The organism is Paraburkholderia lacunae (genome assembly GCF_003353175.1).
In the GTDB taxonomy this organism is placed as follows: domain Bacteria; phylum Pseudomonadota; class Gammaproteobacteria; order Burkholderiales; family Burkholderiaceae; genus Paraburkholderia; species Paraburkholderia lacunae.
Genome location: NZ_QHKS01000008.1, coordinates 245,470 through 268,790, shown reverse-complemented (window position 1 = coordinate 268,790; position 23,321 = coordinate 245,470). Strand labels below are relative to the sequence as shown.

Annotated in this window: 23 protein-coding genes and 1 pseudogene; 18 read left to right on the top strand and 6 right to left on the bottom strand. The window is 61.8% G+C overall.

Annotated features, from left to right (window positions below; all coding sequences use genetic code 11):
* Window positions 1-54 precede the first annotated feature (54 nt).
* Window positions 55-765 carry an ABC transporter ATP-binding protein gene (locus DLM46_RS14775; RefSeq protein ID WP_115101482.1) on the top strand — a complete coding sequence of 237 codons (711 nt, stop codon included), beginning with the start codon at window positions 55-57 and terminating at the stop codon, window positions 763-765.
* A 129-nt stretch (window positions 766-894) separates the two neighbouring features.
* Here the strand turns inward: DLM46_RS14775 and DLM46_RS14770 are convergent, their stop codons facing one another.
* The gene (locus DLM46_RS14770; protein WP_115101481.1) at window positions 895-1,659 is read right to left on the bottom strand and encodes a ParA family protein; all 765 of its coding nucleotides are present in this window, start codon (window positions 1,657-1,659) and stop codon (window positions 895-897) included.
* A gap of 43 nt (window positions 1,660-1,702) precedes the next feature.
* Between DLM46_RS14770 and DLM46_RS40290 the strand changes: the two are divergent.
* The 12 genes and pseudogenes from DLM46_RS40290 to DLM46_RS14710 all read left to right on the top strand — a co-directional run.
* Window positions 1,703-1,854, top strand: a pseudogene (locus tag DLM46_RS40290) (tyrosine-type recombinase/integrase); the annotation flags it as partial.
* 438 nt (window positions 1,855-2,292) lie between these two features.
* Window positions 2,293-4,665: a bifunctional salicylyl-CoA 5-hydroxylase/oxidoreductase gene (locus DLM46_RS14760; protein WP_115101480.1), complete on the top strand. Its 2,373-nt coding sequence runs from the start codon at window positions 2,293-2,295 to the stop codon at window positions 4,663-4,665.
* A complete protein-coding gene (locus DLM46_RS14755) occupies window positions 4,662-5,435 on the top strand; it encodes an SDR family NAD(P)-dependent oxidoreductase (protein ID WP_115101479.1) in 774 nt (257 codons plus the stop codon). Before DLM46_RS14760 ends, DLM46_RS14755 begins: the two co-directional genes overlap by 4 nt.
* On the top strand, window positions 5,432-5,989 hold the full coding sequence (locus DLM46_RS14750) for a MarR family winged helix-turn-helix transcriptional regulator (protein WP_115101478.1): 558 nt from the start codon (window positions 5,432-5,434) through the stop codon (window positions 5,987-5,989). Before DLM46_RS14755 ends, DLM46_RS14750 begins: the two co-directional genes overlap by 4 nt.
* Window positions 5,990-6,160: 171 nt before the next feature.
* The gene (locus tag DLM46_RS14745; protein ID WP_115101477.1) at window positions 6,161-7,012 is read left to right on the top strand and encodes an enoyl-CoA hydratase family protein; all 852 of its coding nucleotides are present in this window, start codon (window positions 6,161-6,163) and stop codon (window positions 7,010-7,012) included.
* Between the two features lies 1 nt (window position 7,013).
* Window positions 7,014-8,225: an acyl-CoA dehydrogenase family protein gene (locus DLM46_RS14740; RefSeq protein ID WP_115101476.1), complete on the top strand. Its 1,212-nt coding sequence runs from the start codon at window positions 7,014-7,016 to the stop codon at window positions 8,223-8,225.
* Complete coding sequence (locus DLM46_RS14735; RefSeq protein ID WP_115101475.1) at window positions 8,222-8,665, top strand: acyl-CoA thioesterase; 444 nt, start codon at window positions 8,222-8,224, stop codon at window positions 8,663-8,665. The genes DLM46_RS14740 and DLM46_RS14735 overlap by 4 nt, the downstream gene beginning before the upstream one ends.
* Window positions 8,662-9,057: a RidA family protein gene (locus DLM46_RS14730; protein WP_115101474.1), complete on the top strand. Its 396-nt coding sequence runs from the start codon at window positions 8,662-8,664 to the stop codon at window positions 9,055-9,057. Before DLM46_RS14735 ends, DLM46_RS14730 begins: the two co-directional genes overlap by 4 nt.
* Before the next feature lie 67 nt (window positions 9,058-9,124).
* Window positions 9,125-10,765, top strand: a complete 1,641-nt coding sequence (locus DLM46_RS14725; RefSeq protein ID WP_115101473.1) for an AMP-binding protein — start codon at window positions 9,125-9,127, stop codon at window positions 10,763-10,765.
* 80 nt (window positions 10,766-10,845) lie between these two features.
* Window positions 10,846-11,517: a glutathione S-transferase gene (locus DLM46_RS14720; protein ID WP_115101472.1), complete on the top strand. Its 672-nt coding sequence runs from the start codon at window positions 10,846-10,848 to the stop codon at window positions 11,515-11,517.
* Between the two features lie 170 nt (window positions 11,518-11,687).
* Window positions 11,688-13,193, top strand: coding sequence for a DHA2 family efflux MFS transporter permease subunit (locus DLM46_RS14715; protein WP_115101471.1), 1,506 nt, complete (start codon window positions 11,688-11,690; stop codon window positions 13,191-13,193).
* A 150-nt stretch (window positions 13,194-13,343) separates the two neighbouring features.
* Complete coding sequence (locus tag DLM46_RS14710; protein ID WP_115101470.1) at window positions 13,344-14,177, top strand: AraC family transcriptional regulator; 834 nt, start codon at window positions 13,344-13,346, stop codon at window positions 14,175-14,177.
* A 163-nt stretch (window positions 14,178-14,340) separates the two neighbouring features.
* Here DLM46_RS14710 and DLM46_RS14705 read toward each other — a convergent pair whose 3' ends face one another.
* The 3 genes from DLM46_RS14705 to DLM46_RS14695 form a co-directional block, all read right to left on the bottom strand.
* The gene (locus tag DLM46_RS14705; RefSeq protein WP_115101469.1) at window positions 14,341-14,679 is read right to left on the bottom strand and encodes a hypothetical protein; all 339 of its coding nucleotides are present in this window, start codon (window positions 14,677-14,679) and stop codon (window positions 14,341-14,343) included.
* Between the two features lie 205 nt (window positions 14,680-14,884).
* Window positions 14,885-15,358 (bottom strand): hypothetical protein, encoded by a 474-nt coding sequence (locus tag DLM46_RS14700; RefSeq protein WP_115101468.1) that lies wholly within the window; start codon window positions 15,356-15,358, stop codon window positions 14,885-14,887.
* A gap of 14 nt (window positions 15,359-15,372) precedes the next feature.
* Window positions 15,373-15,909 carry a tautomerase family protein gene (locus DLM46_RS14695; protein ID WP_115101467.1) on the bottom strand — a complete coding sequence of 179 codons (537 nt, stop codon included), beginning with the start codon at window positions 15,907-15,909 and terminating at the stop codon, window positions 15,373-15,375.
* A 105-nt stretch (window positions 15,910-16,014) separates the two neighbouring features.
* Between DLM46_RS14695 and DLM46_RS14690 the strand changes: the two genes are divergently transcribed.
* The 5 genes from DLM46_RS14690 to DLM46_RS14670 all read left to right on the top strand — a co-directional run bounded on the left by DLM46_RS14690 (window position 16,015) and on the right by DLM46_RS14670 (window position 21,275).
* Window positions 16,015-17,052 (top strand): GlxA family transcriptional regulator, encoded by a 1,038-nt coding sequence (locus tag DLM46_RS14690; RefSeq protein ID WP_115101466.1) that lies wholly within the window; start codon window positions 16,015-16,017, stop codon window positions 17,050-17,052.
* Window positions 17,053-17,271: 219 nt separating this feature from the next.
* Window positions 17,272-17,754: a MarR family winged helix-turn-helix transcriptional regulator gene (locus tag DLM46_RS14685; protein ID WP_115101465.1), complete on the top strand. Its 483-nt coding sequence runs from the start codon at window positions 17,272-17,274 to the stop codon at window positions 17,752-17,754.
* Between the two features lie 75 nt (window positions 17,755-17,829).
* Window positions 17,830-18,864 (top strand): carbon-nitrogen hydrolase family protein, encoded by a 1,035-nt coding sequence (locus tag DLM46_RS14680; RefSeq protein ID WP_244306213.1) that lies wholly within the window; start codon window positions 17,830-17,832, stop codon window positions 18,862-18,864.
* A gap of 103 nt (window positions 18,865-18,967) precedes the next feature.
* A complete protein-coding gene (locus tag DLM46_RS14675) occupies window positions 18,968-19,900 on the top strand; it encodes an NmrA family NAD(P)-binding protein (protein ID WP_115101464.1) in 933 nt (310 codons plus the stop codon).
* Between the two features lie 22 nt (window positions 19,901-19,922).
* Window positions 19,923-21,275 (top strand): epoxide hydrolase family protein, encoded by a 1,353-nt coding sequence (locus tag DLM46_RS14670; RefSeq protein ID WP_115101463.1) that lies wholly within the window; start codon window positions 19,923-19,925, stop codon window positions 21,273-21,275.
* On the opposite strand, the gene thrS is transcribed toward DLM46_RS14670, so the two are convergent.
* Entirely contained in the window at window positions 21,272-22,621 is a 1,350-nt protein-coding gene (gene thrS / locus DLM46_RS14665; RefSeq protein WP_244306210.1) for a threonine--tRNA ligase, read from the bottom strand. The two genes, DLM46_RS14670 and thrS, sit on opposite strands and share 4 nt — an antisense overlap.
* Window positions 22,622-22,906: 285 nt before the next feature.
* Entirely contained in the window at window positions 22,907-23,236 is a 330-nt protein-coding gene (locus DLM46_RS14660) for a lysozyme inhibitor LprI family protein (RefSeq protein WP_165847977.1), read from the bottom strand.
* Window positions 23,237-23,321: the final 85 nt, after the last annotated feature.

The window sequence follows — 23,321 nt, the reverse complement described above, 5'->3', positions numbered from 1 at the left end:
TCACGCCCCCTTGGGGGGCAGCGAGGACACGAAGTGCCGCGCGTGGGGGCTCAAATGACCGCCGCGCTGACCGCCGAGGGGCTGCATACCTACTACGGCAAGAGCCATATCCTGCATGGCGTGAGCCTGGAGGTCGAGGAAGGCCGGATCACGGCATTGCTGGGCCGCAACGGAGCCGGCAAGACCACGACCTTGCGTACTCTCGTGGGTTTGACGCCCGCCCGCCAGGGGCGCGTGACGATCTTCGGGGCGGATACCACGCGCTGGCCGACCTTCCAGATCGCCGCGCGCGGCGTCGGCTACGTGCCCGAGGGACGAAGAATCTTCGCCAATCTCAGTGTCGAGGAAAATCTGAAGGTCCCGCTGGAGCGCGGCGGACCGTGGACGATCGCGCGGATCTACGAGCTGTTTCCACGCCTCGCCGAGCGCAAGTTCAGCCGCGGGCGCCTGCTCTCCGGCGGCGAGCAGGAGATGCTGTCGATTGCCCGCGCTCTCCTGCTCAATCCCCGGCTGCTCATTCTCGACGAGCCATCGCAGGGCCTCGCCCCACTGATCGTTCGGGAGGTGTTTCGAGTCGTGTCGCAGATGCGCGATGAGGGGATCTCAGTACTGCTGGTCGAACAGAATGCACGCGTGAGTCTCGAGATCGCCGACTATGCTTACGTGCTGGACGATGGCGGCATCGTCTATTCAGGCGATGCGCGTGCGCTCGCCGCCGATGAAAGCCGGGTACGGGCCCTAACGGGCGCCAGCGCGGAGCAGTGACCGCCATCGTAGCGGCGCCGGCACGCAAACGTCGGCGTCTACGCATCCAGGTAGACGTTCAAGCGTCCGTGCCAGCGCATCGATCAATGTCTGAAGATGGGCCGCGGGTGCTTGTCCGCCGACTCCCCTCTATTCGGCCAATTCACGATGCAAGGCCCGATATTCCTGCGAAAGTTTGTGTCCCGGATCGAGATGAATGAGGGGTGTTGCCTGCTGATGCGATTCGCGGATCTTCACGGACGACGACAGGCGCGAAGCCAGCACCGGCAAGCCCTCACCGACAAGCTCATCGACCAGTTTCTGGGGCAGGCTCGCGCGAGGTTGAAACTGGTTGATGACAATCCCTTCCACCTCCAGCGCGACATTGTGATCCTGCTGGATCTCCTTCACATTTTCCAACAACGTGTAAAGCGCGCGACGGGAAAAATCATCACAATCGAACGGAATCAGGCAACGCTCGACCGCGATCAGCGCGGAGCGTGTGTAGAAGTTCAACGCAGGCGGCGTGTCGATATAAATCGCGTCATACATGTCGAGCTCGTTCAGCGCGTCGCGTAACTTGTAGATCTTGTAACGTGATTCCAGTTTGCCATGCAATGTGTCCAGATCAGGATGAGCAGGCATGACGTCGAGGTTCTCGAACGGCGTCGGATGAATGAACGACGTGACTTCCACAGGCCTGAAGCTGAACGTCAACGCGGTTTCAAAGAAGCCCGCGACGGTGGGATTGACCTCGCCGGCCTGCGAGCCGAGCAGATATTGGCTTGAATTCGCCTGGGCATCCAGGTCGATGACCAGTGTGCGCATGCCTTCGCTGGCGCTGATTGCCGCCAGGTTACATACAATGGTCGATTTGCCTACGCCACCTTTCTGATTGAATACGACGCGCCGCATATTCTCCCCCTGAATGGAAGCTGTCCAAAAGCGCTCAGCATACCTGAGGCGGCGGACGGGAACCCTAATCTACAAACGCACGAAGAACCTCAGGGCAGTCCAGTTGTTGCCCGGCCATAGCAAGGTTGAAAGCGCAATCAGGTACTTTGGCATCCAAGTCGATGACGCGCTGAGCTTTCGGAACAGACGGAAATCTGGCGCGGCCGGCGCTGGCCGCACGAAACGATGCTACGTCAAGTTTCATGCGGCGGTTTTCTGCGTAGCTCACAGACGTTGTACAAGGGCTGGTGGGCATATACGGCTTGAATATCAAAGTCGGTAATTCAGGCTTGGGCGCAGAGCTGTTGTACAAAAAAACGCAACGCCACAGCGGACCAACCCGAACTTGGCAAAATCCTGGCGTCTTTCACTCCACCGGGGCTGTCCTGCAGCCTGGCCTAGATCCGTGCCCGTCCCGGAAACAGCTCCGTCGCACGCCCCCACAGTCCACATTGCGAGCAATCTCGTGACGGACTTTATTCTTTCAGACCACAGCCGGGAGCCATACGACTGCAACGCACGAATATTTACTTGACACTTAAACTATCGAAGCCTAAATTACCCCAATAGCAGAGTCCACATTGGGGAACAAGCATGCGCATCGTCTGTATCGGCGGCGGCCCGGCTGGGTTGTACTTCGGCTTGTTGATGAAGGGCCGGAACCCGGCGTATGACGTCACGGTAGTCGAGCGCAACCGCCCGTATGACACGTTCGGCTGGGGCGTCGTCTTCTCCGACCAAACCCTCGGCAACCTGCGCGCCGCGGACGCGCCAAGCGCCGACGCGATCCTCGACGCCTTCAATCACTGGGACGACATCGAGATCCATTTCCGCGGCAAGCAGATTCGCTCGTCGGGTCACGGCTTTTGCGGCATCGGCCGCAAACGTCTGCTGAATATCCTGCAAGCACGCTGCGAGGAACTCGGCGTCAAACTGGTCTTCGAAACCCAGGTGACAGACGACACGGCCTACCAGGCCGACCTGATCGTCGCCTGCGACGGCGCCAACAGCGCAATCCGTCAGAAGCACGCGGCCACGTATAAACCGAACATCGACGTGCGCGACTGCCGCTTCGTCTGGCTCGGCACCAAAAAACTCTTCGACGCCTTCACCTTCGCCTTCGAAGAAACCAAATTCGGCTGGTTCCAGGCGCATGCCTATCGCTTCGACGATCAGACCTCGACTTTCATCGTCGAAACGCCGGAGCGCGTATGGCGCGCCGCCGGTCTCGACGAGATGAGCAAGGAAGACAGCATCGCCTTTTGCGAAAAACTCTTCGCGAAGTATCTGGACGGCAACGCGCTGCTGTCGAACGCAGCGCATCTGCGCGGTTCGTCGCAATGGATCCGCTTTCCGCGCGTCGTCAACGAGGAATGGGTGCATTGGCGCAATAACGCCGATGGCACTCAAACGCCGATCGTGTTGATGGGCGACGCGGCGCACACCGCGCATTTCTCGATCGGCTCCGGCACCAAGCTCGCGCTTGAAGATTCGATCGAGCTCGCCAACAGCATCGGCGCCCACCCCGGCGATTTGCCCGCCGCGCTGAAGCACTACACGGACGTGCGCAGCATCGACGTACTGCGTATTCAGAACGCCGCGCGCAATTCGACGGAATGGTTCGAGCATGTCGACCGCTATACGTCGTTCGAGCCTGAACAGTTTGCGTATTCGTTGCTCACCCGCTCGCAGCGTATTTCGCACGAGAATCTGCGCGAGCGCGACGCGCGTTACCTGTCGGGCTTCGAAGACTGGCTCGCGCGGCGCTCGGGCGTAGAACGCGCACCGGAAAAGCATTCCGTCCCGCCGATGTTCACGCCGTTCAAGCTGCGCGGCGTCACATTGAAGAACCGCGTGGTCGTCTCGCCGATGGCGCAATACTCCGCTGAAAACGGCATCGCCGGCGACTATCACCTGATGCATCTAGGCGCTCGCGCGATGGGCGGCGCCGCGCTGGTGATGACGGAAATGACCTGCGTGTCGCCGGAAGCGCGCATCACGCCCGCTTGTCCGGGCATGTATGCGCCGGAACACCTCACCGCCTGGAAGCGCATCGTCGATCTCGTGCATCGTCAGTCGGATGCGAAGATCGGCATGCAGCTCGGCCATTCCGGCGCCAAAGGTTCGACCCGCGTCGCGTGGGACGGCATCGATCAACCGCTCGCCGAAGGCAACTGGCCGCTCATCTCCGCATCGCCACAGCAATATCTGTGCGGCGTCAGCCAACACTCGCGCGAAGCGACTCGAGACGATCTGCGCGAGATCGAAGCGCAATTCGTCCGCGCCACGCAAATGGCCAACGAAGCCGGTTTCGATTGGCTCGAACTGCACTGCGCACACGGCTACTTTCTGTCGAGCTTCCTGTCGCCGTTGACCAACCATCGCACCGACGAATACGGCGGTTCGCTGGAAAACCGTCTGCGCTACCCGCTGCGGGTCTTCGAATCGATACGCGCGGTCTGGCCGCAAGACAAGCCCATCTCGGTGCGCATATCCGCGCACGATTGGGTCGACGGCGGCACGACGCCTGACGACGCGGTTGAAATCGCACGCGCGTTCAAGGCAGCGGGCGCAGACATGATCGACGTGTCGTCGGGCCAGGTCAGCAAGGATGAAAAACCTGTGTTCGGCCGCATGTTTCAGACGCCCTTCGCGGACCGCGTGCGCAACGAAGCCGGCATCGCGACGATCGCGGTCGGTGCGATCTCCGAAGCCGATCACGTGAACAGCATCATCGCGGCGGGCCGGGCCGATCTCTGCGCGATCGCGCGTCCGCATCTGGCGAATCCGTCTTGGACATTGAACGAAGCCGCAAAAATTGGCTATCTCGACGTGACGTGGCCCAAGCCTTATATGGCGGCAAAGTCGCAACTCGAACGCAATCTCGAACGTGAACGTGCGCAGGCTGCCGCCAACGCGGGCCTGTCGCCACAAGAACGCGCGCAGCGCGCGGAAGGAACCACGTGAATACGAACACCTCGACGCTGGCAGGACAGCACGCAGTCGTCACCGGCGGCGGCAGCGGCATCGGTGCGGCCGTAGCCGAAGCGCTGCTGCGAGGCGGCGCGCGCGTCACCTTGATGGGCCGCAACGCGCAACGTCTCGATACGCAGCGGGAAAAACTCGCAGCACTGGGTGAGGTCGCGTGCATCAGCGTGGATGTCACCCGCGAAGACTCGGTCGAAAAGGCGTTCGCTCAAGCCGGAGCAATCGACATCCTCGTCAACAACGCAGGCCAGGCGCAGGCTGCTCCGTTTACGCACACCGACATGGCGCTCTGGCAGCGCATGCTCGACGTCAACCTCACCGGCGTATTCCTCGGCACGCGCGCTGCGTTGCCGGGCATGCTCGAACGCGGGCACGGGCGCATCGTCAATGTCGCGAGCACGGCGGGACAGATCGGCTACGCGTACGTCGCCGCCTACTGCGCCGCGAAACACGGCGTGATCGGCCTGACGCGTTCGCTCGCACTGGAAGTCGCGACCAAGGGCGTCACGGTCAACGCGGTGTGTCCGGGCTACACGGAAACCGAACTGCTGCACGCGTCGCTCGAACAGATCACCAGCAAGACCTCGCGCACCGAACAGCAGGCACGCGAAACATTGCTGCGTTCGAATCCGCAGCGCCGCTTCGTCAGTCCCGAACAGGTGGCCAACGCCGTGCTCTGGCTCTGCCAACCCGGCTCGGACGCGATCACGGGCCAATCCATTTCCATCTCCGGTGGAGAAGTAACGTGACCAAGACATCGAACATCAAAAAACTCGCTGCGGCTGAGACTAAGCCGCCGCGCAAGGGCATTGCCAAACCTGCGGAGAACGTCGTGGATCTGGAAATGAGCACGGGCGCCGATAGTCACATGGGTTTGCGTTTGTGGCTGCGTATGCTGACCACGACCAACCTCGTGCAAGCCGAACTGCGCAAGCGTCTGCGCAGCGAATTCGACACCACGTTGCCGCGTTTCGACCTGATGGCACAACTCGAACGTCATCCGGAAGGTTTGAAGATGACCGAATTGTCGCGCCGTTTGATGGTGACGGGCGGCAACGTCACCGGCATTACCGATCAGCTCGAAAAAGAAGGGCTCGTTTCGCGGGATACCGATCCGAACGATCGCCGTTCGATCAGCGTCTGCCTGACGCCCGCCGGCCGCAAGGCGTTCGACAAGATGGCGGTGGCGCACGAGCAATGGGTCGTCGAATTGTTCGGCGGTCTGAGCCTCGATGAAAAATCGCGCACTCATCAACGCCTTGGCAAGCTTAAGAAGCATCTGCTGGACAGTCTGAAAGACTGAGCCGCACCGAACCGAGCAACTATTTTTCATGGGACCAGAGTAAGTGCTCTGCATGGGACCGGAGTAACGCGCCATGGGACCAGAGTGAGACGCTAAAGCGTCAACTCTGGTCGACACGCGAACTCCGGTCGACAGCTAAAGCGCGAACTCCGGTCGACACAGGAGACATCCATGGCACGATCCAACGCCGACGCGCTGCTGGCCGGCAATCGCCTGACGCTCGCCGGCTACGAGGCGCAGCACTTCGGCTGGTCGGTTGCTGATAAGGTCGCGACGATCACGCTGAACCGGCCCGAGCGCAAGAATCCGCTCACCTTCGAATCGTATGCGGAGTTGCGCGACCTGTTCCGGCAACTGGCCTATGCGACCGACGTAAAAGCCGTGGTGATTCACGGCGCGGGCGAAAATTTCTGCTCAGGCGGCGACGTGCACGACATCATCGCGCCGCTGATCGCTCTGCCGATGCCGGAACTGCTGCTCTTCACACGCATGACCGGCGATCTCGTCAAGGCGATGCGGCATTGTCCGCAGCCTGTGATTGCCGCGGTCGACGGCGTCTGTGCCGGCGCAGGCGCGATTCTCGCCATGGCGTCCGATATGCGACTCGGCACCGCGCGCAGCAAGCTCGCTTTTCTGTTCTCGCGCGTGGGCCTCGCGGGTTGCGACATGGGCGCGTGCGCGATCCTGCCGCGCATCATCGGCCAGGGACGCGCCGCCGAATTGCTGTTCACCGGCCGCTCGGCCAGCGGCGACGAAGGCTATGCCTGGGGCTTTTATAACCGCCTGTGCGAACCGGCGGCGCTCGTTGAAGGAGCACAGAAGCTCGCTTCGGACCTGGTTGCCGGTCCGACTTTCGCACATGGCATCACCAAGAAGATGCTGCATCAGGAATGGAGCATGAGCATCGACGAAGCGATCGAATCCGAAGCGCAAGCACAGGCAATCTGCATGAGCACGCGCGATTTCGAGCGTGCATACCGCGCCTTCGCCGCGAAGTCGCGTCCGGTGTTCGAAGGAGATTGAGTTGAGCGCCAACGTAGATCTGCACAGCGCGCTGGCGTGGCCGTTTTTTGAGCCGCGTCATCGCGAACTGGCCGCGGGTATCGAATCATGGTCCCGCACGCATCTCACGCACGTCGAACACCACGACGTCGATGCCGCCTGCCGCCGCCTCGTCCGTGAACTCGGCGCGGCGGGCTGGCTGAAATACGGCGTCGGCGGCACGGCTTATGGCGGGCACGGCGACACCATCGACACCCGCGCCGTTTGCCTGCTGCGCGAAACGCTGGCGAAGCATTCCGGTCTCGCGGATTTCGCTCTGGCGATGCAAGGGCTCGGTTCAGGGGCGATCTCGCTCGGCGGCACGCATGAGCAAAAGACGCGCTACTTGCCGCGCGTGGCGAACGGCACGGCGATTGCCGCGTTCGCTTTGTCGGAGCCGGAAGCGGGGTCGGACGTCGCCGCGATGGCGCTGTCCGCACGCGAAGACGGCGACGCCTACGTGCTCGACGGCGACAAGACGTGGATCTCGAACGGCGGCATCGCCGATTTCTATGTGGTGTTCGCCAGAACCGGCGAAGCGCCGGGCGCTCGCGGCATCACCGCGTTCATCGTCGACGCCGACACGCCGGGGCTGGAGATCGCCGAACGCATCGATGTGATCGCGCCGCATCCGCTCGCCCGTCTGCACTTTGCCGGCGCACGCGTGCCGCGCAGCCAGATGCTTGGCGCGCCCGGCGAAGGTTTCAAACTCGCGATGCGTACGCTCGATATTTTCCGCACGTCGGTGGCGGCGGCGTCTTTGGGTTTCGCGCGTCATGCGATGGCCGAAGGTCTCGCTCGTGCGTCTTCGCGCAAGATGTTCGGTCAGACGCTCGGCGATTTTCAGCTGACGCAGGCGAAGCTTGCGCAGATGGCGTTGACAATCGACAGCAGCGCCTTGCTGGTCTATCGCGCGGCTTGGTTGCGCGACCAGGGCGAGAACGTCACGCGTGAAGCCGCGATGGCGAAATGGCACGCAAGCGAAGGCGCGCAGCAGGTGATCGACGCCGCCGTGCAACTGTTCGGCGGCATGGGCGTGCAGAGCGGCACCGCCGTCGAGATGCTGTATCGCGAGATTCGGGCATTGCGGATCTATGAAGGCGCGACCGAGGTGCAGCAATTGATTGTCGGCCGCGACCTGCTCAAGGCGCACGCTGCCGCTGCCGCAGAGAACAACAAGGACGACACGAAATGAGCGCGCGATTTGAAAGACCCGTTCGCATCCGCTTCTCGCACTGCGACCCGGCGGGCATCGTGTTCTTTCCGCAATATCTGGTGATGACCAACGCCCTGGTCGAAGACTGGTTCAACGAAGGTTTGCATATCGACTACGCAAACTTGATCGCGCATCGCCGCGTCGGCCTGCCGATCGTCAAGCTCGATTGCGAGTTTTCGCGGCCGAGCCAGATGGGCGAAACGATCACGCTTTCACTCGCCGTCGCTGCTATCGGACGCCGCTCCATCGGCATCGACATCGTCGGCTATTGCGCCGACGAAATCCGCTTCCGCGCGAAACAGGTGCTCGTGACGACTTCGCTGGAACACGGCACATCGATCGACATTCCCGCCGACATCGCGAGCGCGCTCGCGAAGTTCGCCCCACAGCCCGAACCCATCGAGGCGCAACGCTCATGAAAAAAGCTCTTCTCCCCGCCGGCTGGGTCAAGCCCCGCGGCTATGCGAACGGCGTCGCGGCAAGCGGCACGCAAGTGTTCATCGCCGGCCAGATCGGCTGGGACGAACAGGCGCGCTTTCAGACGACCGACTTCGCCGCCCAGGCCATTCAAGCGCTCAAAAACGTCGTGGCGGTACTGCGTGAAGCGGGTGGCGAGCCGCGCGATCTGGTGCGCCTCACGTGGTACGTCACCGACAAACGCGAGTATCTGGCGTCGCTAAGAGATATCGGCCGCGCGTTTCGCGAGCTGATCGGCGACTACGACATCGCGATGAGCGCGGTGCAGGTCGTCGCGTTGATCGAAGATGAAGCCAAGGTCGAAATCGAAGCTACCGCAGTGATTCCCCACTAAGCACATACCGGCCGCCGCCTAAGCCAACCGAAGCGCAGCCAGCCGGCTCAACACCCGGGAGACCATGATGGAACCGTCAGCACACGTCGACACCTTCGCGCGCGACAATCTTCCGCCGCAGGATCGATGGCCCGTATTCCTGCTCGACAATCCGGACGTTGCGTACCCGGCGCGCCTCAACTGCGCGACGGAACTGCTGGAGCGGACCATCGAAGCCGGTCATCGCGATCATCCGGCAATCTGGTCCGAGGTGGACGGCCAGCCTCGCGCCACCACTTACGGCGAATTGCTCGCACTGGTGAATCGCAGCGCGCATGTGCTGGTCGACGAGATGGGTTTGCAACCGGGCAACCGCGTGCTGCTGCGCGGGCCGAACACGTTGCACATGGCGGTGACCGCGCTCGCCGCGCTGAAGGCCGGCCTCGTCGTAGTGCCGACCATGCCGTTGCTGCGCGCGAAAGAACTGAAGCAGATCATCGACAAGGCGCAAGTCGGCGCCGCCCTATGCGACGCGCGTCTAACGGAAGAACTCGCGCGCTGCACCGACCCTCAGGACGAGTTCTATTGCGCGGGCCTCAAACAGACACGCCTGTTCCACGACGACTCCGCCGGCTCGCTCGACACGCTCGCGGTCAACAAGCCTGACCAGTTCACAGCGTGCGACACCGCCGCCGACGACGTCTGCCTGATCGCCTTCACCAGCGGCACCACCGGCGCGCCGAAAGGCTGCATGCACTTTCATCGCGACGTCCTGGCGATGTGCGATCTGTTTCCGCGTCATGTGTTGAAACCGTCTTCAAAGGACATCTTTTGCGGCACGCCCCCGCTCGCCTTCACCTTCGGACTCGGCGGGCTGCTGTGCTTTCCGCTGCGCGCCGGCGCATCGACGGTGCTGATCGAGCGGCTCACGCCCGAGACCTTGCTGCAGACCGTCGAGCGCTTTCACGCAACCATCATGTTCACCGCGCCGACGTTCTACCGGCAGATGGCGCCGCTCGTCGCGCATCACGACGTCTCGAGCCTGCAAAAGACGGTGTCGGCGGGAGAGGCGTTGCCGGATTCGACGCGGCTTCTCTGGCACGACGCAACCGGCATCGACATGATCGACGGAATCGGCGGCACCGAGCTGATCCATATTTTCATTTCGTCGCAGGGCGACGAGATTCGTCCGCATGCAATCGGCCGCGCGGTGCCGGGCTACCTCGTACAAGCGGTGGACGACGCGATGCAACCGGTCCCGCCCGGCACGATCGGCAAACTCGCGGTGCGCGGGCCGACCGGCTGCCGCTATCTGGCCGACGAGCGGCAAGCCAAGTTCGTCCGCGACGGCTGGAATCTGCCCGGCGATTCCGTTTACCTGGACGAAGACGGCTACGTGTTCTACCAGGCGCGCGCCGACGACATGATCGTTTCCGCCGGATACAACATCTCCGGGCCGGAGGTGGAAAGCGTGTTAATGCAGCATGAAGCCGTGGCCGAATGCGGCGTGGTCGGCGTCCCTGACGAAACACGCGGGCAGATCGTCAAGGCGTTCGTGGTGCTGAACCCCGGCTACACGCCGAACGACGAACTGGTCGCGCAGCTGCAGGATTTCGTGAAAAATAACGTGGCGCCTTATAAATATCCGCGCGTCATCACTTTTATCGGCGCGTTGCCGCGCACCGAAACCGGCAAGCTCAAACGCTTTGCGTTGCGTACGATGATGTAGCGCCTCTCTCTTTGCAGGAGTCACGCCGCTGCACAACACCCCTATGATGTGACACTCCACCAGCCAACCTCCCTCGACCCATGCTGACCGTCCATCATCTGAACAACTCCCGCTCGCAACGCGTGTTGTGGCTGCTCGAAGAACTCGGCGTTCCGTACGAGATCAAGCGCTATCAGCGCGACCCGAAGACGATGCTCGCGCCGCCGGAGTTGCGCGCGGTGCATCCGCTTGGCAAATCGCCCGTAATCACCGACGACGGCCAGACCCTCGCCGAATCGGGCGCGATCATCGAGTATCTGATCGACAAGTACGGTCAAGACCGCTTCGCGCCGGCGGCGGGCACGCCAGAAAGGCTGCGCTACACCTACTGGATGCACTATGCCGAGGGCTCGGCGATGCCGCCGCTGCTGCTGAAGCTGATCGCGTTGCGCATTGCCGGCGCGCCGATGCCGTTCTTCGCCAAGCCGATCGCCCGCAAGATTGCGGCGACGCTGCAATCGAGTTTTATCGACCCGCAGTTGAAGCTGCACCTTGGCTATGTCAACAATGCATTGAGCACGACCGGCTGGTTCGTCGGTCACGACTTCACGGCCGCCGACATCCAGATGAGCTTTCCTCTCGAAGCCGCTACCGCGCGCGGCGGCATGGACGGCCAGCTTCCGGCTGTGATCGAATTTCTGAAGCGCATTCACGCGCGGCCGGCTTATCAGCGTGCGCTGGAACGCGGCGGCAAATACGAGCTGCTGAGCTGAGCGTAGCTGCGCCTCGGAGCCGATGCCAGACGGCCAGGAATTCGTAGTTGTAGCCCGGAATCAGCGGGTGCTAGACTCGAAAATCCCTATTTCGATCAACGAGTTCCCAGCGTCTCGCGATGCGGCGGGGCGTCCGGCATCCGACTGAGCGCGGCAAAGGAGTTCCCTGCATGACCCATTCCATCCACGGCAGCAAACGCTGGCTGGCGCTGATCGTTCTGTGCATGGGCGTGCTCATGATCGTGCTCGATACGACGATCGTGAATGTGGCGCTGCCGTCGATCGCAGCGGATCTCGGCTTCAGCGAGACCTCGCTGGTTTGGGTGGTCAACGCGTACATGCTGACCTTCGGCGGCTGTCTGCTGCTGGGCGGCCGGCTCGGCGATCTGTACGGGCACCGCAAGCTGTTCCTAGGCGGCATCACGCTGTTCACGCTGGCCTCGCTCGCGTGCGGCATGGCGAACTCGCAAGCGCTGCTGGTGTGCGCGCGCGCCGTTCAAGGTTTGGGCGGCGCGATCGTCTCCGCCGTTTCGCTGTCGCTCATCATGAATCTGTTCACCGAGCCCGACGAACGCGCGAAAGCGATGGGCGTCTATGGGTTCGTCTGCGCGGGCGGCGGCAGCATCGGCGTATTGCTCGGCGGTCTGCTCACCAACCTGCTGAGCTGGCACTGGATCTTCCTCGTCAATCTGCCGATCGGCATCGCCGTCTACGCGTTATGCGTCGCGTTGTTGCCGTCGGCGCGCGGCCACGCACACGGCGAACGGCTCGACGTCGCCGGCGCGGTGACGGTCACCGTTTCGCTGATGCTGGCCGTGTACGCGGTCGTGAACGGCAATGAAGCAGGCTGGACCTCGCCGCAGACGCTCGGCCTGCTGCTCGCGGCAGTGGCGCTGCTCGCCGTGTTTCTCGTCATCGAAGCGCGCGTGCAGCATCCGTTGATGCCGCTCGGTCTGTTTCGCTTGCGCAATGTCGCGACCGCGAATGTGGTCGGCATGCTGTGGGCGGCAGCGATGTTCGCGTGGTTTTTCATCTCCGCACTGTATCTGCAACGCGTGCTCGGCTACCGGCCGTTGCAGGTTGGGCTCGCGTTTCTGCCCGCGAATCTGATCATGGGGTTCTTCTCGCTGGGCCTGTCAGCGCGGGTGGTGATGCGCTGCGGTCTGCGTGTGCCGCTCGCCGCCGGGCTGCTGGTCGCGGCGGTGGGACTGGCGCTGTTCGCACGCGCGCCGGTCAACGGCAGCTTCGTGCTCGACGTGCTGCCCGGCATGATCCTGCTCGGCTTCGGCGCGGGTATTGCGTTCAATCCTTTGCTGCTTGCCGCGATGAGCGACGTCGATCCGGGCGATTCGGGCCTTGCGTCCGGGATCGTCAATACGTCGTTCATGATGGGCGGCGCGCTCGGTCTCGCGGTGCTTGCGAGCCTCGCTGCCGCGCGCAGCGGCGCCGTGCAGGCTTCGGAAAACGCGGCGACGGCGCTCAACAGCGGCTATCACGTCGCGTTCCTGTTCGGGGCGATTTTCGCGGCGGCGGCAGGCGTTCTTGGCGGATTGCTGTTGCGGCCAGGGCAGCCGGGCGGCGCCGGCGCGCAAGAAGGCGTACATGGTCAAGAGGTGCCGGGAGCGGAAGGACACTCGAGAGGCGCTGGGAACCAGGCTGCAACCGAAAATTATTGAGCGGCCCAAACCTGTCGGTTCGCGGCAGGCCTCCCGAGGGGCAACGCGGTGCTGTTATCGCGAAGCGACTGATTAGCAAAACCGCAATCGCGATCAAATACGCCAGTTGGCCGCCCGCTATGCTGGTTCCATGCTGACATGAGAACCGATATGAACCCTGTCGGAAGAGCACTCTGGTTTATCGAAAGCTATTTTGCCCGCGAGTTGACGCTCGACGATATCGCCGGCTGTGCATGTGTGTCGCGCTTCCACCTGTCGCGTGCATTCGAAGCGGCCACCGGGTTGCCGGTGATGCGCTATGTCCGCGCGCGTCGCTTGAGCGAGGCTGCACGGCGCCTCGCTGACGGCGCACCGGACATTCTGGCGGTGGCGCTCGATGCCGGATACGGTTCTCACGAGGCATTCACGCGCGCGTTTCGCGAGCAGTTCGGGCTCACGCCCGAAGCGCTGCGCGCGCGTGGTCACCTCGACCGCCTGGCCATCGTGGAGCCGATCAAAATGGACCAAACCCTTCTCACCCATCTGGAACCACCGCGTTTCGAAGACGGCAAACCGTTTCTCGTCGCGGGCCTGAACGAGCGCTACACCTGCGACACCAGCCAGGCCATTCCTTCGCAATGGCAGCGCTTTGGCGCTTACTACGGCAAAGTGCCGGCGCAAGTAGGCGGCGTCGCCTACGGCGTCAGCTACAACGCCGACGACTCGGGCAATTTCGATTACCTGTGCGGCGTCGAAGTCAGCGACTTCTCCACGCTGCCGGCCGAGTTGAGCCGCGTACGCATTCCCGCGCAGCGTTACGCGGTGTTCAGCCATCGCGAGCATATCTCGACGATCCAGCGCACCTGGAACACGATCTGGAATCAGTGGCTGCCGGCGTCGGGACATGTGCCCGCCGATGCGCCGAGCTTCGAACGCTACGACGAACAGTTCGATCCGGTCAGCGGCATGGGTGGACTCGAAATCTGGTTACCGTTGAAGGCTTGAATGGCGTCTTTGCAGGCCGTCAGTGGCATCACGTGCGATGCACGCGTACGGTGCGTCGCCTGTAAACGCGCGTAAGACCCTGCACCATCTCACGCTTCGCCAAACGTTTGCCACGTGCACGGCAAAACCGGCGGCGCAGCAGCCCAGTACGCTGTAGCGCTTTCTATTGGGGGGAAGGCGGATTCAAAAGCTTACTCAACGGCTTCAGTGGGCCTATTGGGAGAAGCGAGAATGTCATTAAGTGCGCTTTCCCCAAGGGAAGTGCCTCAAGCATTTCATGCGCTTGACTTACGTCCGTAACGTTCAGGATGAACGCCACGCCAGCCCGGTCTTGCAGTGAATACCACTGGTCAATCTTGCCCTCGAGGTAGAGCTGCGCCGTCTCGCGAACTTCGGTCGGAAGAATGTGTTGGACAAGTTGCATGTCCGTGCCCGGTGGAAAGGTGCCAATCGCCAATATCTTCGTGGTTGGCGTGCTTGGCATCGGAGTGGTTTGCGCCATGGAGACTCCAGCAGAAGCGACCAGCACAGAGGCTGTCGTCAAATTAAGAAAAAGGCGTTTTCATCATGTCCTGTTCTTGTCGCATTAACCTGAAGGCTGCCGCGAGCCTCCGCCTAGTCTATGCATCGCGCGATAGTGTTCGCGTACGCCATCTAGTGCATCAGTCATTGCGAAATCCTCACTGCTTCGATCGATAGATCGTTCGTTACAGCAACTCTTCAACACAAGGAGGCTGGCGCGAGGCCACACCAGATGCCGTATTCAGCGCTGCGGCTTCTGGTCCCGTCAGATAGCAATCGCGGAAGCGCTCATCGACGCGCTCCCACATTCGTTTCGAAAACAGCAGCGCTGCGTTGAGCGGGCGATGATTGATGATCACGGAATCCGTCTCGCCCTGTTCGTTCAGATGCGCGACGACCACCGTTTCGATCGGCACGCCCTGGATCTGCGACCGATAGGATTCCATGTACAAACCGTTGCCGATCTCGCCCTTGTAGCTGTGATGCTGGAATTCGTAGAGCGAGACCGCGTGTTTGATCACGGAGAGAATATCGGCTCGTCCCTCGATCGGACGCTTCAGCACGGTGGCTTCGAGCGTCGCGTTTTCGGCGAGCCTCGCCAGCCAGAGCGGCGGACCGCCTGCGGGCGCCAGCACGGGGGCTGTGTCGTTGAATTTCATGCTGGGCGCTCCAGTTACGGTTTGCTCGTCATGCCTGCGCTAGCGGCATCGAGCGCTGCTTCGAGCGTGATGCGCGCCTTTTCGAGGCGGCGTCGCGCGAGGCGTCCGACGCCCGCGCCGCGCTCAGACTCGCCCGCCAGCAACGCATGAATATCGGGCAACATCCAAATCGCGCCGCGCGTCCCCCAGGCGCCATCGGGAATCTCGGTCGGGAAGACCCAGACGCGCGGCGCGACGTCATCGAACGGCCGGTTCTCCGCGCGCGCCACCGCTTCCGTGACGTTTCTGACGAGCGAGCGACGCGATTCGTCGGTGTATTGCCCTTCGGGTGCAGACGGAATGATCCGGTAGCGTATCGTGCTCGTGCGTTCGCCGCCGATGTAGATCGCAGCAGGCCGATGAAGATGGAACACGGTGACACGCTGTGCGATCGGATTGGCGGGATCGTACCCTTCCGCCTTGATGAGGATGTCGGTCAGTTCCTTGACGAGACGCGCTTCGGCCTCCGGCGTCAAGGCGTCTTCGGGCCACAGTGCATCGATCATTGGCATGGTGCTGCTCCTGCTTTCAAGTCATTGGATGTGGCCATGATCGGGGTTTACTCGTGCGGCCGGAAGTGGCAGCATCGCCATTATTCAGGGAATTTCAGACACGCAATGGCCATCGTCCGCATCTGGGTCTATGACGGAATCCTCGCGTCCGGCGTCGCCGGCCCCGTTGACGTCTTCAGCGCCGCCAATCAGTTCCATGCGCGCAAGGCTGCACCGGGCACGACATCCGCGCCCGTGTTTGCATGGCGCGTGGAATCTCTCGACGGGCAACCCGTCACGGCTGCGTCGGGCCAGACCATTCACGTCGACGGCAAGATCGACCCGCGAAAACGGGCGGACGCCGTTCTGCTGACCGCACCGTTTTTCTCGAACATCGACGAGTTCATCGGGCGCCGCGAGCAGTTGAACGCGCTGTCTTCCGCACTGCGGCGTCAACGCAAGGCAGGTGCCGTGCTGGCGGCTTATTGCACGGCCAACTACCTGCTCGCCGAGGCGGGCCTGCTGGATGGCCGCGCTGCAACGACGCACTGGGCGAGAGCCGCGGACTTCGCGCGCCGCTATCCGCGTGTCGAAGTTCGCGCACAGGAACTGCTGATCGCGCAGGACGGCATCATCTCGGGCGGTTCCGTGACGTCGTATCTGAATCTCGCGGTGCGGCTCGTCGAAACATTCGCCGGCGAAGAACTCGCCACGATGACCGCGAAGGCGCTCTTGATCGACATGAACCGGACTTCGCAGGCTTCCTTTGCAACGCTTCTCGACGAACATGGGCATACCGACACGCTCGTCGCGCGCGCCCAGCAGCAGATGGAGGCTACGTTGCAGCAGGGATTCCGGTTGAGCGATCTGGCGGCGTCGCTTGCTGTCAGCGAACGCACGCTCAATCGCCGTTTCAAGGAAGCCGTCGGGCTCGCACCATTGACGTATCTGCAGAATCTACGCATCGAGGTCGCGAAAAGGTTGCTGGAAACGCGGCCAATTGGGCTTGAAGCGGTAAGTCAGCGGGTCGGCTATGGCGATATCAGCACATTTCGGCAATTGTTCAAGCGCAAGACGGGGTTGTCGCCGAGTGAATATCAAATGCGGTTCTCGCGTGCCGCGGCGGAGAATATCGAAGCCGAGTCAGGCCACAACGGCGGCTGAGGCGTCGCGAGATCATCACGCCGCAGCCCTCGTCATTTCCCCTCCCTCTTTTCCCGCACTGCCCTTTTTTGTATCTCAACGTATCTGCAACAGATAGGGATACGCACGCTTACACACAACCGACTTTCGGACACAAGCGGGATACGTTCATCCGCTCAAATACGCCCATCGCGAGCAAAACACCGCACCGCAAAAACTGGGCTTACCGAGGTAGTGCATATGCAACACGAGTCGAACGGAACCGTTGAACTGGACCGCACCGCGGATAAACCGCCGAGCAGCCAGATCGCGCGCAATTGTCTGCTGACGCGCGCCCGGCAGATCTCCCGCGTCTTGACTTCCGTCTATGACGATGCGTTGCGTCCGTTCGGCATCGTGGCGCCGCAGTTCTCATTGCTCGTGCTGATCGCGGAGTTCGGGCCTATTAGCCGCTCAGATCTGGGCCGACGGAATCATCACGAGCGCTCGACGCTGACAAGGAATCTGCGGCCGCTGATCGCGCAGGGCTGGGTTGCCGAGGGCGTCCCGTCAAGCGATGGTCGAAGCCGCCCTCTCTCGCTCACGCACGAGGGCAAGGCGCTGCTCAAAAACGCCGCGAGCGCGTGGTCGGCTGCACAGAGCCACGCGACGCGCCTCCTCGGCGAAGGCGTTGCCCATGAGCTCATGAATATCGCGCGCAAATTGCCGCTGCGCATGGTCTGAAGTTTTTCGGTCGATGTTGAATATGCAAGATCGACCAACGCCTGGTACCCCTTCCCCCGCGTCAAGGAGTTTGTCATGAAAGTCGTCAAAGCCGCCGCTGTCCAGTTCAGCCCGGTGCTCTATAGCCGTGAAGCAACCGTCGCCAAGGTCGTGCAGAAGATCCACGAACTCGGCCAGAAAGGCGTGCAGTTCGCCACCTTCCCCGAAACGGTCGTGCCTTATTACCCTTACTTTGCGGCCGTCCAGACGGGCATCGAGCTTCTGTCGGGCACCGAACATCTGCGCCTGCTCGAACAGGCTGTGACTGTGCCGTCCGCTGCTACCGACGCGATCGGCGAAGCCGCGCGAAAGGCCGGCATGGTCGTGTCCATTGGCGTCAATGAGCGCGATGGCGGCACGCTGTACAACACACAATTGCTCTTCGATGCTGACGGTACGCTGATCCAGCGCCGCCGCAAGATCACGCCGACGCATTTCGAACGCATGATCTGGGGCCAGGGAGATGGCTCGGGCTTGCGTGCAGTCGACAGCGCAGTCGGCCGCATCGGCCAGCTCGCATGCTTCGAGCACAACAACCCGCTCGCCCGCTACGCGATGATCGCCGACGGCGAGCAGATCCATTCGGCGATGTACCCGGGTTCCGCCTTTGGCGAGGGCTTTACCCAGCGCATGGAAATCAACATCCGCCAGCATGCGCTCGAATCCGGCGCGTTCGTCGTCAATGCAACGGCGTGGCTGGACGCGGACCAGCAAGCGCAAATCATGAAAGATACCGGTTGTGGAATCGGTCCGATCTCGGGGGGCTGCTTCACCACGATCGTCGCTCCTGACGGCATGCTGATGGCCGAGCCGCTTCGCTCGGGTGAAGGCGAAGTGATCGTCGATCTCGACTTCACGCAAATCGACCGCCGCAAGATGCTGATGGACTCGGCCGGCCACTACAACCGCCCCGAATTGCTGAGTCTGATGATCGACCGCACGCCGACCGCGCATGTTCACGAACGCGCTTCGCACCCGCTAGAAAACAGTGGACACTTTATCCAGGAGGAGCAGCCCGAGCTGGTGACGAAGACAATGCTCGGTTTTCTGCAAGACGCACGCGAGCGATGACCCGACGTCGCATTGGTCAACGTATGCACGCGCACATTTTCATACCTACGTGTGTATATGCATATATAAATAAACTGAAGTCTCTTCTTGAAAGGTATGTGATATGACAACGAAACCTGCCCATGATGGGCCCATTCTCGTGACGGGTGCCGGAGGCGCGATTGGTGGAATCGGCCGCAACGTGACAACGTCATTGCTCGCGAAGGGCTATAAAGTGCGGGCGCTGGTCCGCAAGGAAGACGATCGCGCGAACGAGTTGCGTCGCCTCGGCGCCGAAGTCGTGGTCGGCGATCTGACCGATCTCACTGCGATGCACCGCGCAATCGAAGGTTGTTCGCGCGTCTATTTCGGCATGTCCGTCTCTGCGGCCTATCTCGAAGCAACCGTCAATTTTGCTGCGGTGGCACGTCATCAGGGCGTCGAAGCCATCGTGAACATGTCGCAGATGACAGTCACGGAAATGAGCATCACGGAGACGACCGACAGCCCCCAGCATAAGCTGCACTGGCTTGCGGAGCAGGTATTGCAGTGGTCGGGGCTGCCCGTCATCACGGTGCGGCCGACGGCGTTTCTCGAGAGCTTCTTCCTGACGCTTGGCGCAGCCGGCGTACGCGACAACGACGAACTCGCGCTGCCGCTCGGTGACAGCAAGACGTCGCCCATTTCTGCAGTTGACGTCGCGAATGCGGTATCGGTGATTCTCGAGAACCCGGCGCCGCATATTGGCAAGATCTATAACCTGACGGGCCTCGAATCGACGGATCTCGAGCATGCCGCCCGCGTCTTTTCGGAGGCGCTGGGTCGGCCAATCCGTTACCGGAATGTGCCGGTCGCGCCGTGGTCCGACAAACTGCGCGAGCTCGGCATTCCCGCTCACGTCGTCAATCATCTGGTCGTGATGGCCGACCTTCACGTTCAGGGACGGTACGACCGCATGACGAACGACCTGTTCGAACTCACGGGCCGCAAACCCACGAGCATGTACGACTTCGTGAGACTGCACATCGCGGACTTCACGCGCAACGCAACACGCTGATCCAAGGCAAGAGACCGATCCCATGTCAAAAAACACGCCCCAATCCTCATCGCGCCGGCACTTTGTCGGTATGGCCGCCGCGGCGCTCGCGGCAAGCTCGCTAAGCGGGCTCGCCGTCGCGGAAACGAGCCCGGCAATCGGCAAGATCACCGAATCCGCGAACGGCGACAAGACGGCGATCCGGCCGTTCCGCGTTCACGTCCCGGACTCGCAGCTCGTCGACATGCGGCGCCGCATCAAGGCCACGCGCTGGCCGGATCGCGAGACGGTGCCCGACGAATCACAGGGCATTCAGCTCGCCGCTATTCAGGGACTCGCGCAATATTGGGCAACCGGCTACGACTGGCGCAAATGCGAAGCGCGGCTGAATTCGTATCCGCAGTTCATCACTGAGATTGACGGACTCGATATCCATTTCATCCACGTCCGGTCGAAGCACGAAAACGCGATGCCGTTGATCGTGACTCACGGCTGGCCCGGCTCGGTCATCGAACAGTTCAAGATCATCGACCCGCTCGTTAATCCGACTACGTACGGCGCGCCGGCTTCGGATGCCTTTCATCTCGTGATTCCATCGTTGCCCGGTTACGGCTTTTCGGCGAGACCTACCACAACGGGCTGGGGACCGGAGCGCACCGCGCGCGCGTGGGTCACATTGATGAAACGCCTCGGCTATGAGCGCTTTGCTTCGCAGGGCGGCGATCTCGGCGGGATTGTCACGAACATCATGGCCAAACAGGCGCCGCCCGAACTGATCGGCATTCATGTGAACTTCCCTGCGTCGGTTCCGGCTGACATTTTCAAGTCGCTTGTCGCGGGCGATCCGACGCCCGCTGGCCTGTCAGATGAGGAAAAGCATGCGTATGAGCAACTGAGCGCGAACTTCAAGAAGAAGCGCGGATACGCGCTCGAAATGGGCACGCGCCCACAGACGCTGTACGGACTCGCCGACTCGCCCGTCGCGCTGGCTTCCTGGCTACTCGACCACGGCGACGGCTACGGCCAGCCCGCGGCGGCGTTGAGCGCAGCCGTGCTCGGTCATCCCGTCAACGGCCATTCAGCAGGCGCGCTGACGCGAGACGACATACTCGACGACATCACACTTTACTGGCTGACCAACACCGGCATCTCTGCGGCGCGCTTCTATTGGGAGTCGCACGCGAATTTCTTCCTCGCGGCCGACGTCAACGTGCCTGCCGCTGTGAGCGCTTTTCCGGGAGAAAACTACCAGGCGCCGAAAACCTGGACGGAAAAGGCCTATCACAACCTGATTTACTTCAACAAACCCGAAACAGGCGGACACTTCGCGGCATGGGAAGAACCGATGATCTTCGCGAACGAAGTGCGCACGGGGTTAAGGCCCTTGCGCGCCTAAAGCGCAAAGCGCTCCGACGCGCATGCGTCGGAGCGCTCCTCGATGTAATCGTGATAGTCGGATCCATGCGATGTTGTTCGCATTGATCTGCCGTTTGGTTCGGCCCCGGGTCCGCTTGCGAAACACGGGTTTTCGACGAAACAGGTCGGACTGAGGCATTCATGAAGGGGGCCCGGGCGTTTGACTCGCTTCGGCCATGCGGCGCCATCCGCCCGCCTCGTTCGACGAACACTGGTGATCGTTCTATCGCGTTCATCGCGCGAACCCACCATGACCAGAATCGGCACCTGTTTTTCGCGCGCATCGACGATCTTCTTTTCCAGCCGCTCCGGCCGGTTGTCGAGCAGCGCTCTGATACCGGCGGCGTCGAGCGCTCGCATGAGCTGTTGCGCGTAGGCCGTATTCGCATCGCCGATCGTCGCGACCACAACTTGCTCCGGCGCGAGCCATACAGGCAGCCATCCTCCGTGATGTTCCAGCAGCATTGCAATGAAACGCTCCATACTGCCGAGCACCGCATGATGAATCATGACGGGACGCTCGCGTTCATTGCGTTCATTGACGAACTCCGCATCGAGCCGATCCGGCAGCACGAAGTCGAGTTGAATCGTGCCGCATTGCCAGCTGCGCGAGCGGCTGTCCGTTAGATGAAACTCCAGTTTCGGCCCGTAAAAAGCGCCCTCTCCTGCAAGCACATCGAATTCGAGGCCCGCCGCGCGTGCGGCGTTGTCCAACGCGGCTTCCGCACGATCCCACATTTGATCATCGCCCGCGCGCAGCGTAGGCCGCGTGGCAAGCGCTACCTGGAAGGCAGGAAAGCCGAGGTCCGCGTAGACCGTGCGCAACAACTCGCAGAAGCGGCCGACTTCGGCCTCGATATGCACCTCCGTGCAGAACACATGCGCATCGTCCTGTACGAAGGCACGCGTGCGTTTCAGACCTTCGAGCGAGCCCGAAGGCTCGTCGCGATGACAAGCGCCGAACTCGCTATAGCGAACCGGCAACTCGCGATACGAACGCACGCGCTGATTGAACACCTGCACATGGCACGGACAACTCATCGGTTTCAGGCATAGCGCGCGCCCTTCTTCCGCGTCGGCTAGCGAATACATCGCCGCGCCGAACTTCTCCCAATGGCCGCTCCGCTCCCACAACGAGCGCGCGAGCAATTGCGGCGTGCGGATCTCACGAAAGCCTGCACGACGCATGCGGGCGCGGATGTAGTCTTCCAGCACGCGATAAAGCTCCCAGCCGCGCGGATGCCAGAACACCATGCCCGCGCCTTCTTCCTGATGATGGAAAAGGTCGAGTTTGTTGCCCAGTACACGATGATCGATGTCGTTCACAGTCACGCTCCGTTTGATTGATACCGCGGATGGATACCGCGGATTGATGCCGCAAACGGAGGTCCAGAAGCGCCAAAGGCCCCGTCCGTTTCCGGCGGGGCCTTTGGTGGTTTGCCACAGCTTCGCGCTTCTAACGCGTGCAACCTCCAGACGACCCGCCTGTGAAGGTGGTCGTCGTGGTGGTGACGGCAGCGAAGGGAATCGAGTGGAAGTCCATGGATCGACAGTAAACGATTTTGCAGTGGCGCGTCAATCTTGCTTGCCACTCGTGGCGTGCTTCAAGCATTACTGTTGACCGCAGCCGATATCCCCTTCCTGGCAGTGCAATTGCTCGTCGAGCAGTTTGGTTTGCGCTTGCGTCAGACGGCTCAGGCAGTACGCATGAATCATCGGCTGCGCGCTGTACGGGGACGGCGACGACGCGAGGAAATCGCATTGAACGTCGCGGTATGCGACCCATGCACGCTCGGCTTTCTGCAAACGAGGCTTGCCGTGCGGACTGACTTTCTTCAGCAGCTTGCTGTAGATGTCGTTCAGTTTCTGATCGGCGGCCTGGTATTCGATGTCCGCGCAACGGTTGAGCGAGAGTTGATCGGATGCGTTCTTGCAATCCATGTTCTCCGCATGGGCCGCGCTGCTCATCCATAGGCATGTCACGGCCAGAATCGACGCTCGCTTCATTGAACAACCTCACGCGTTA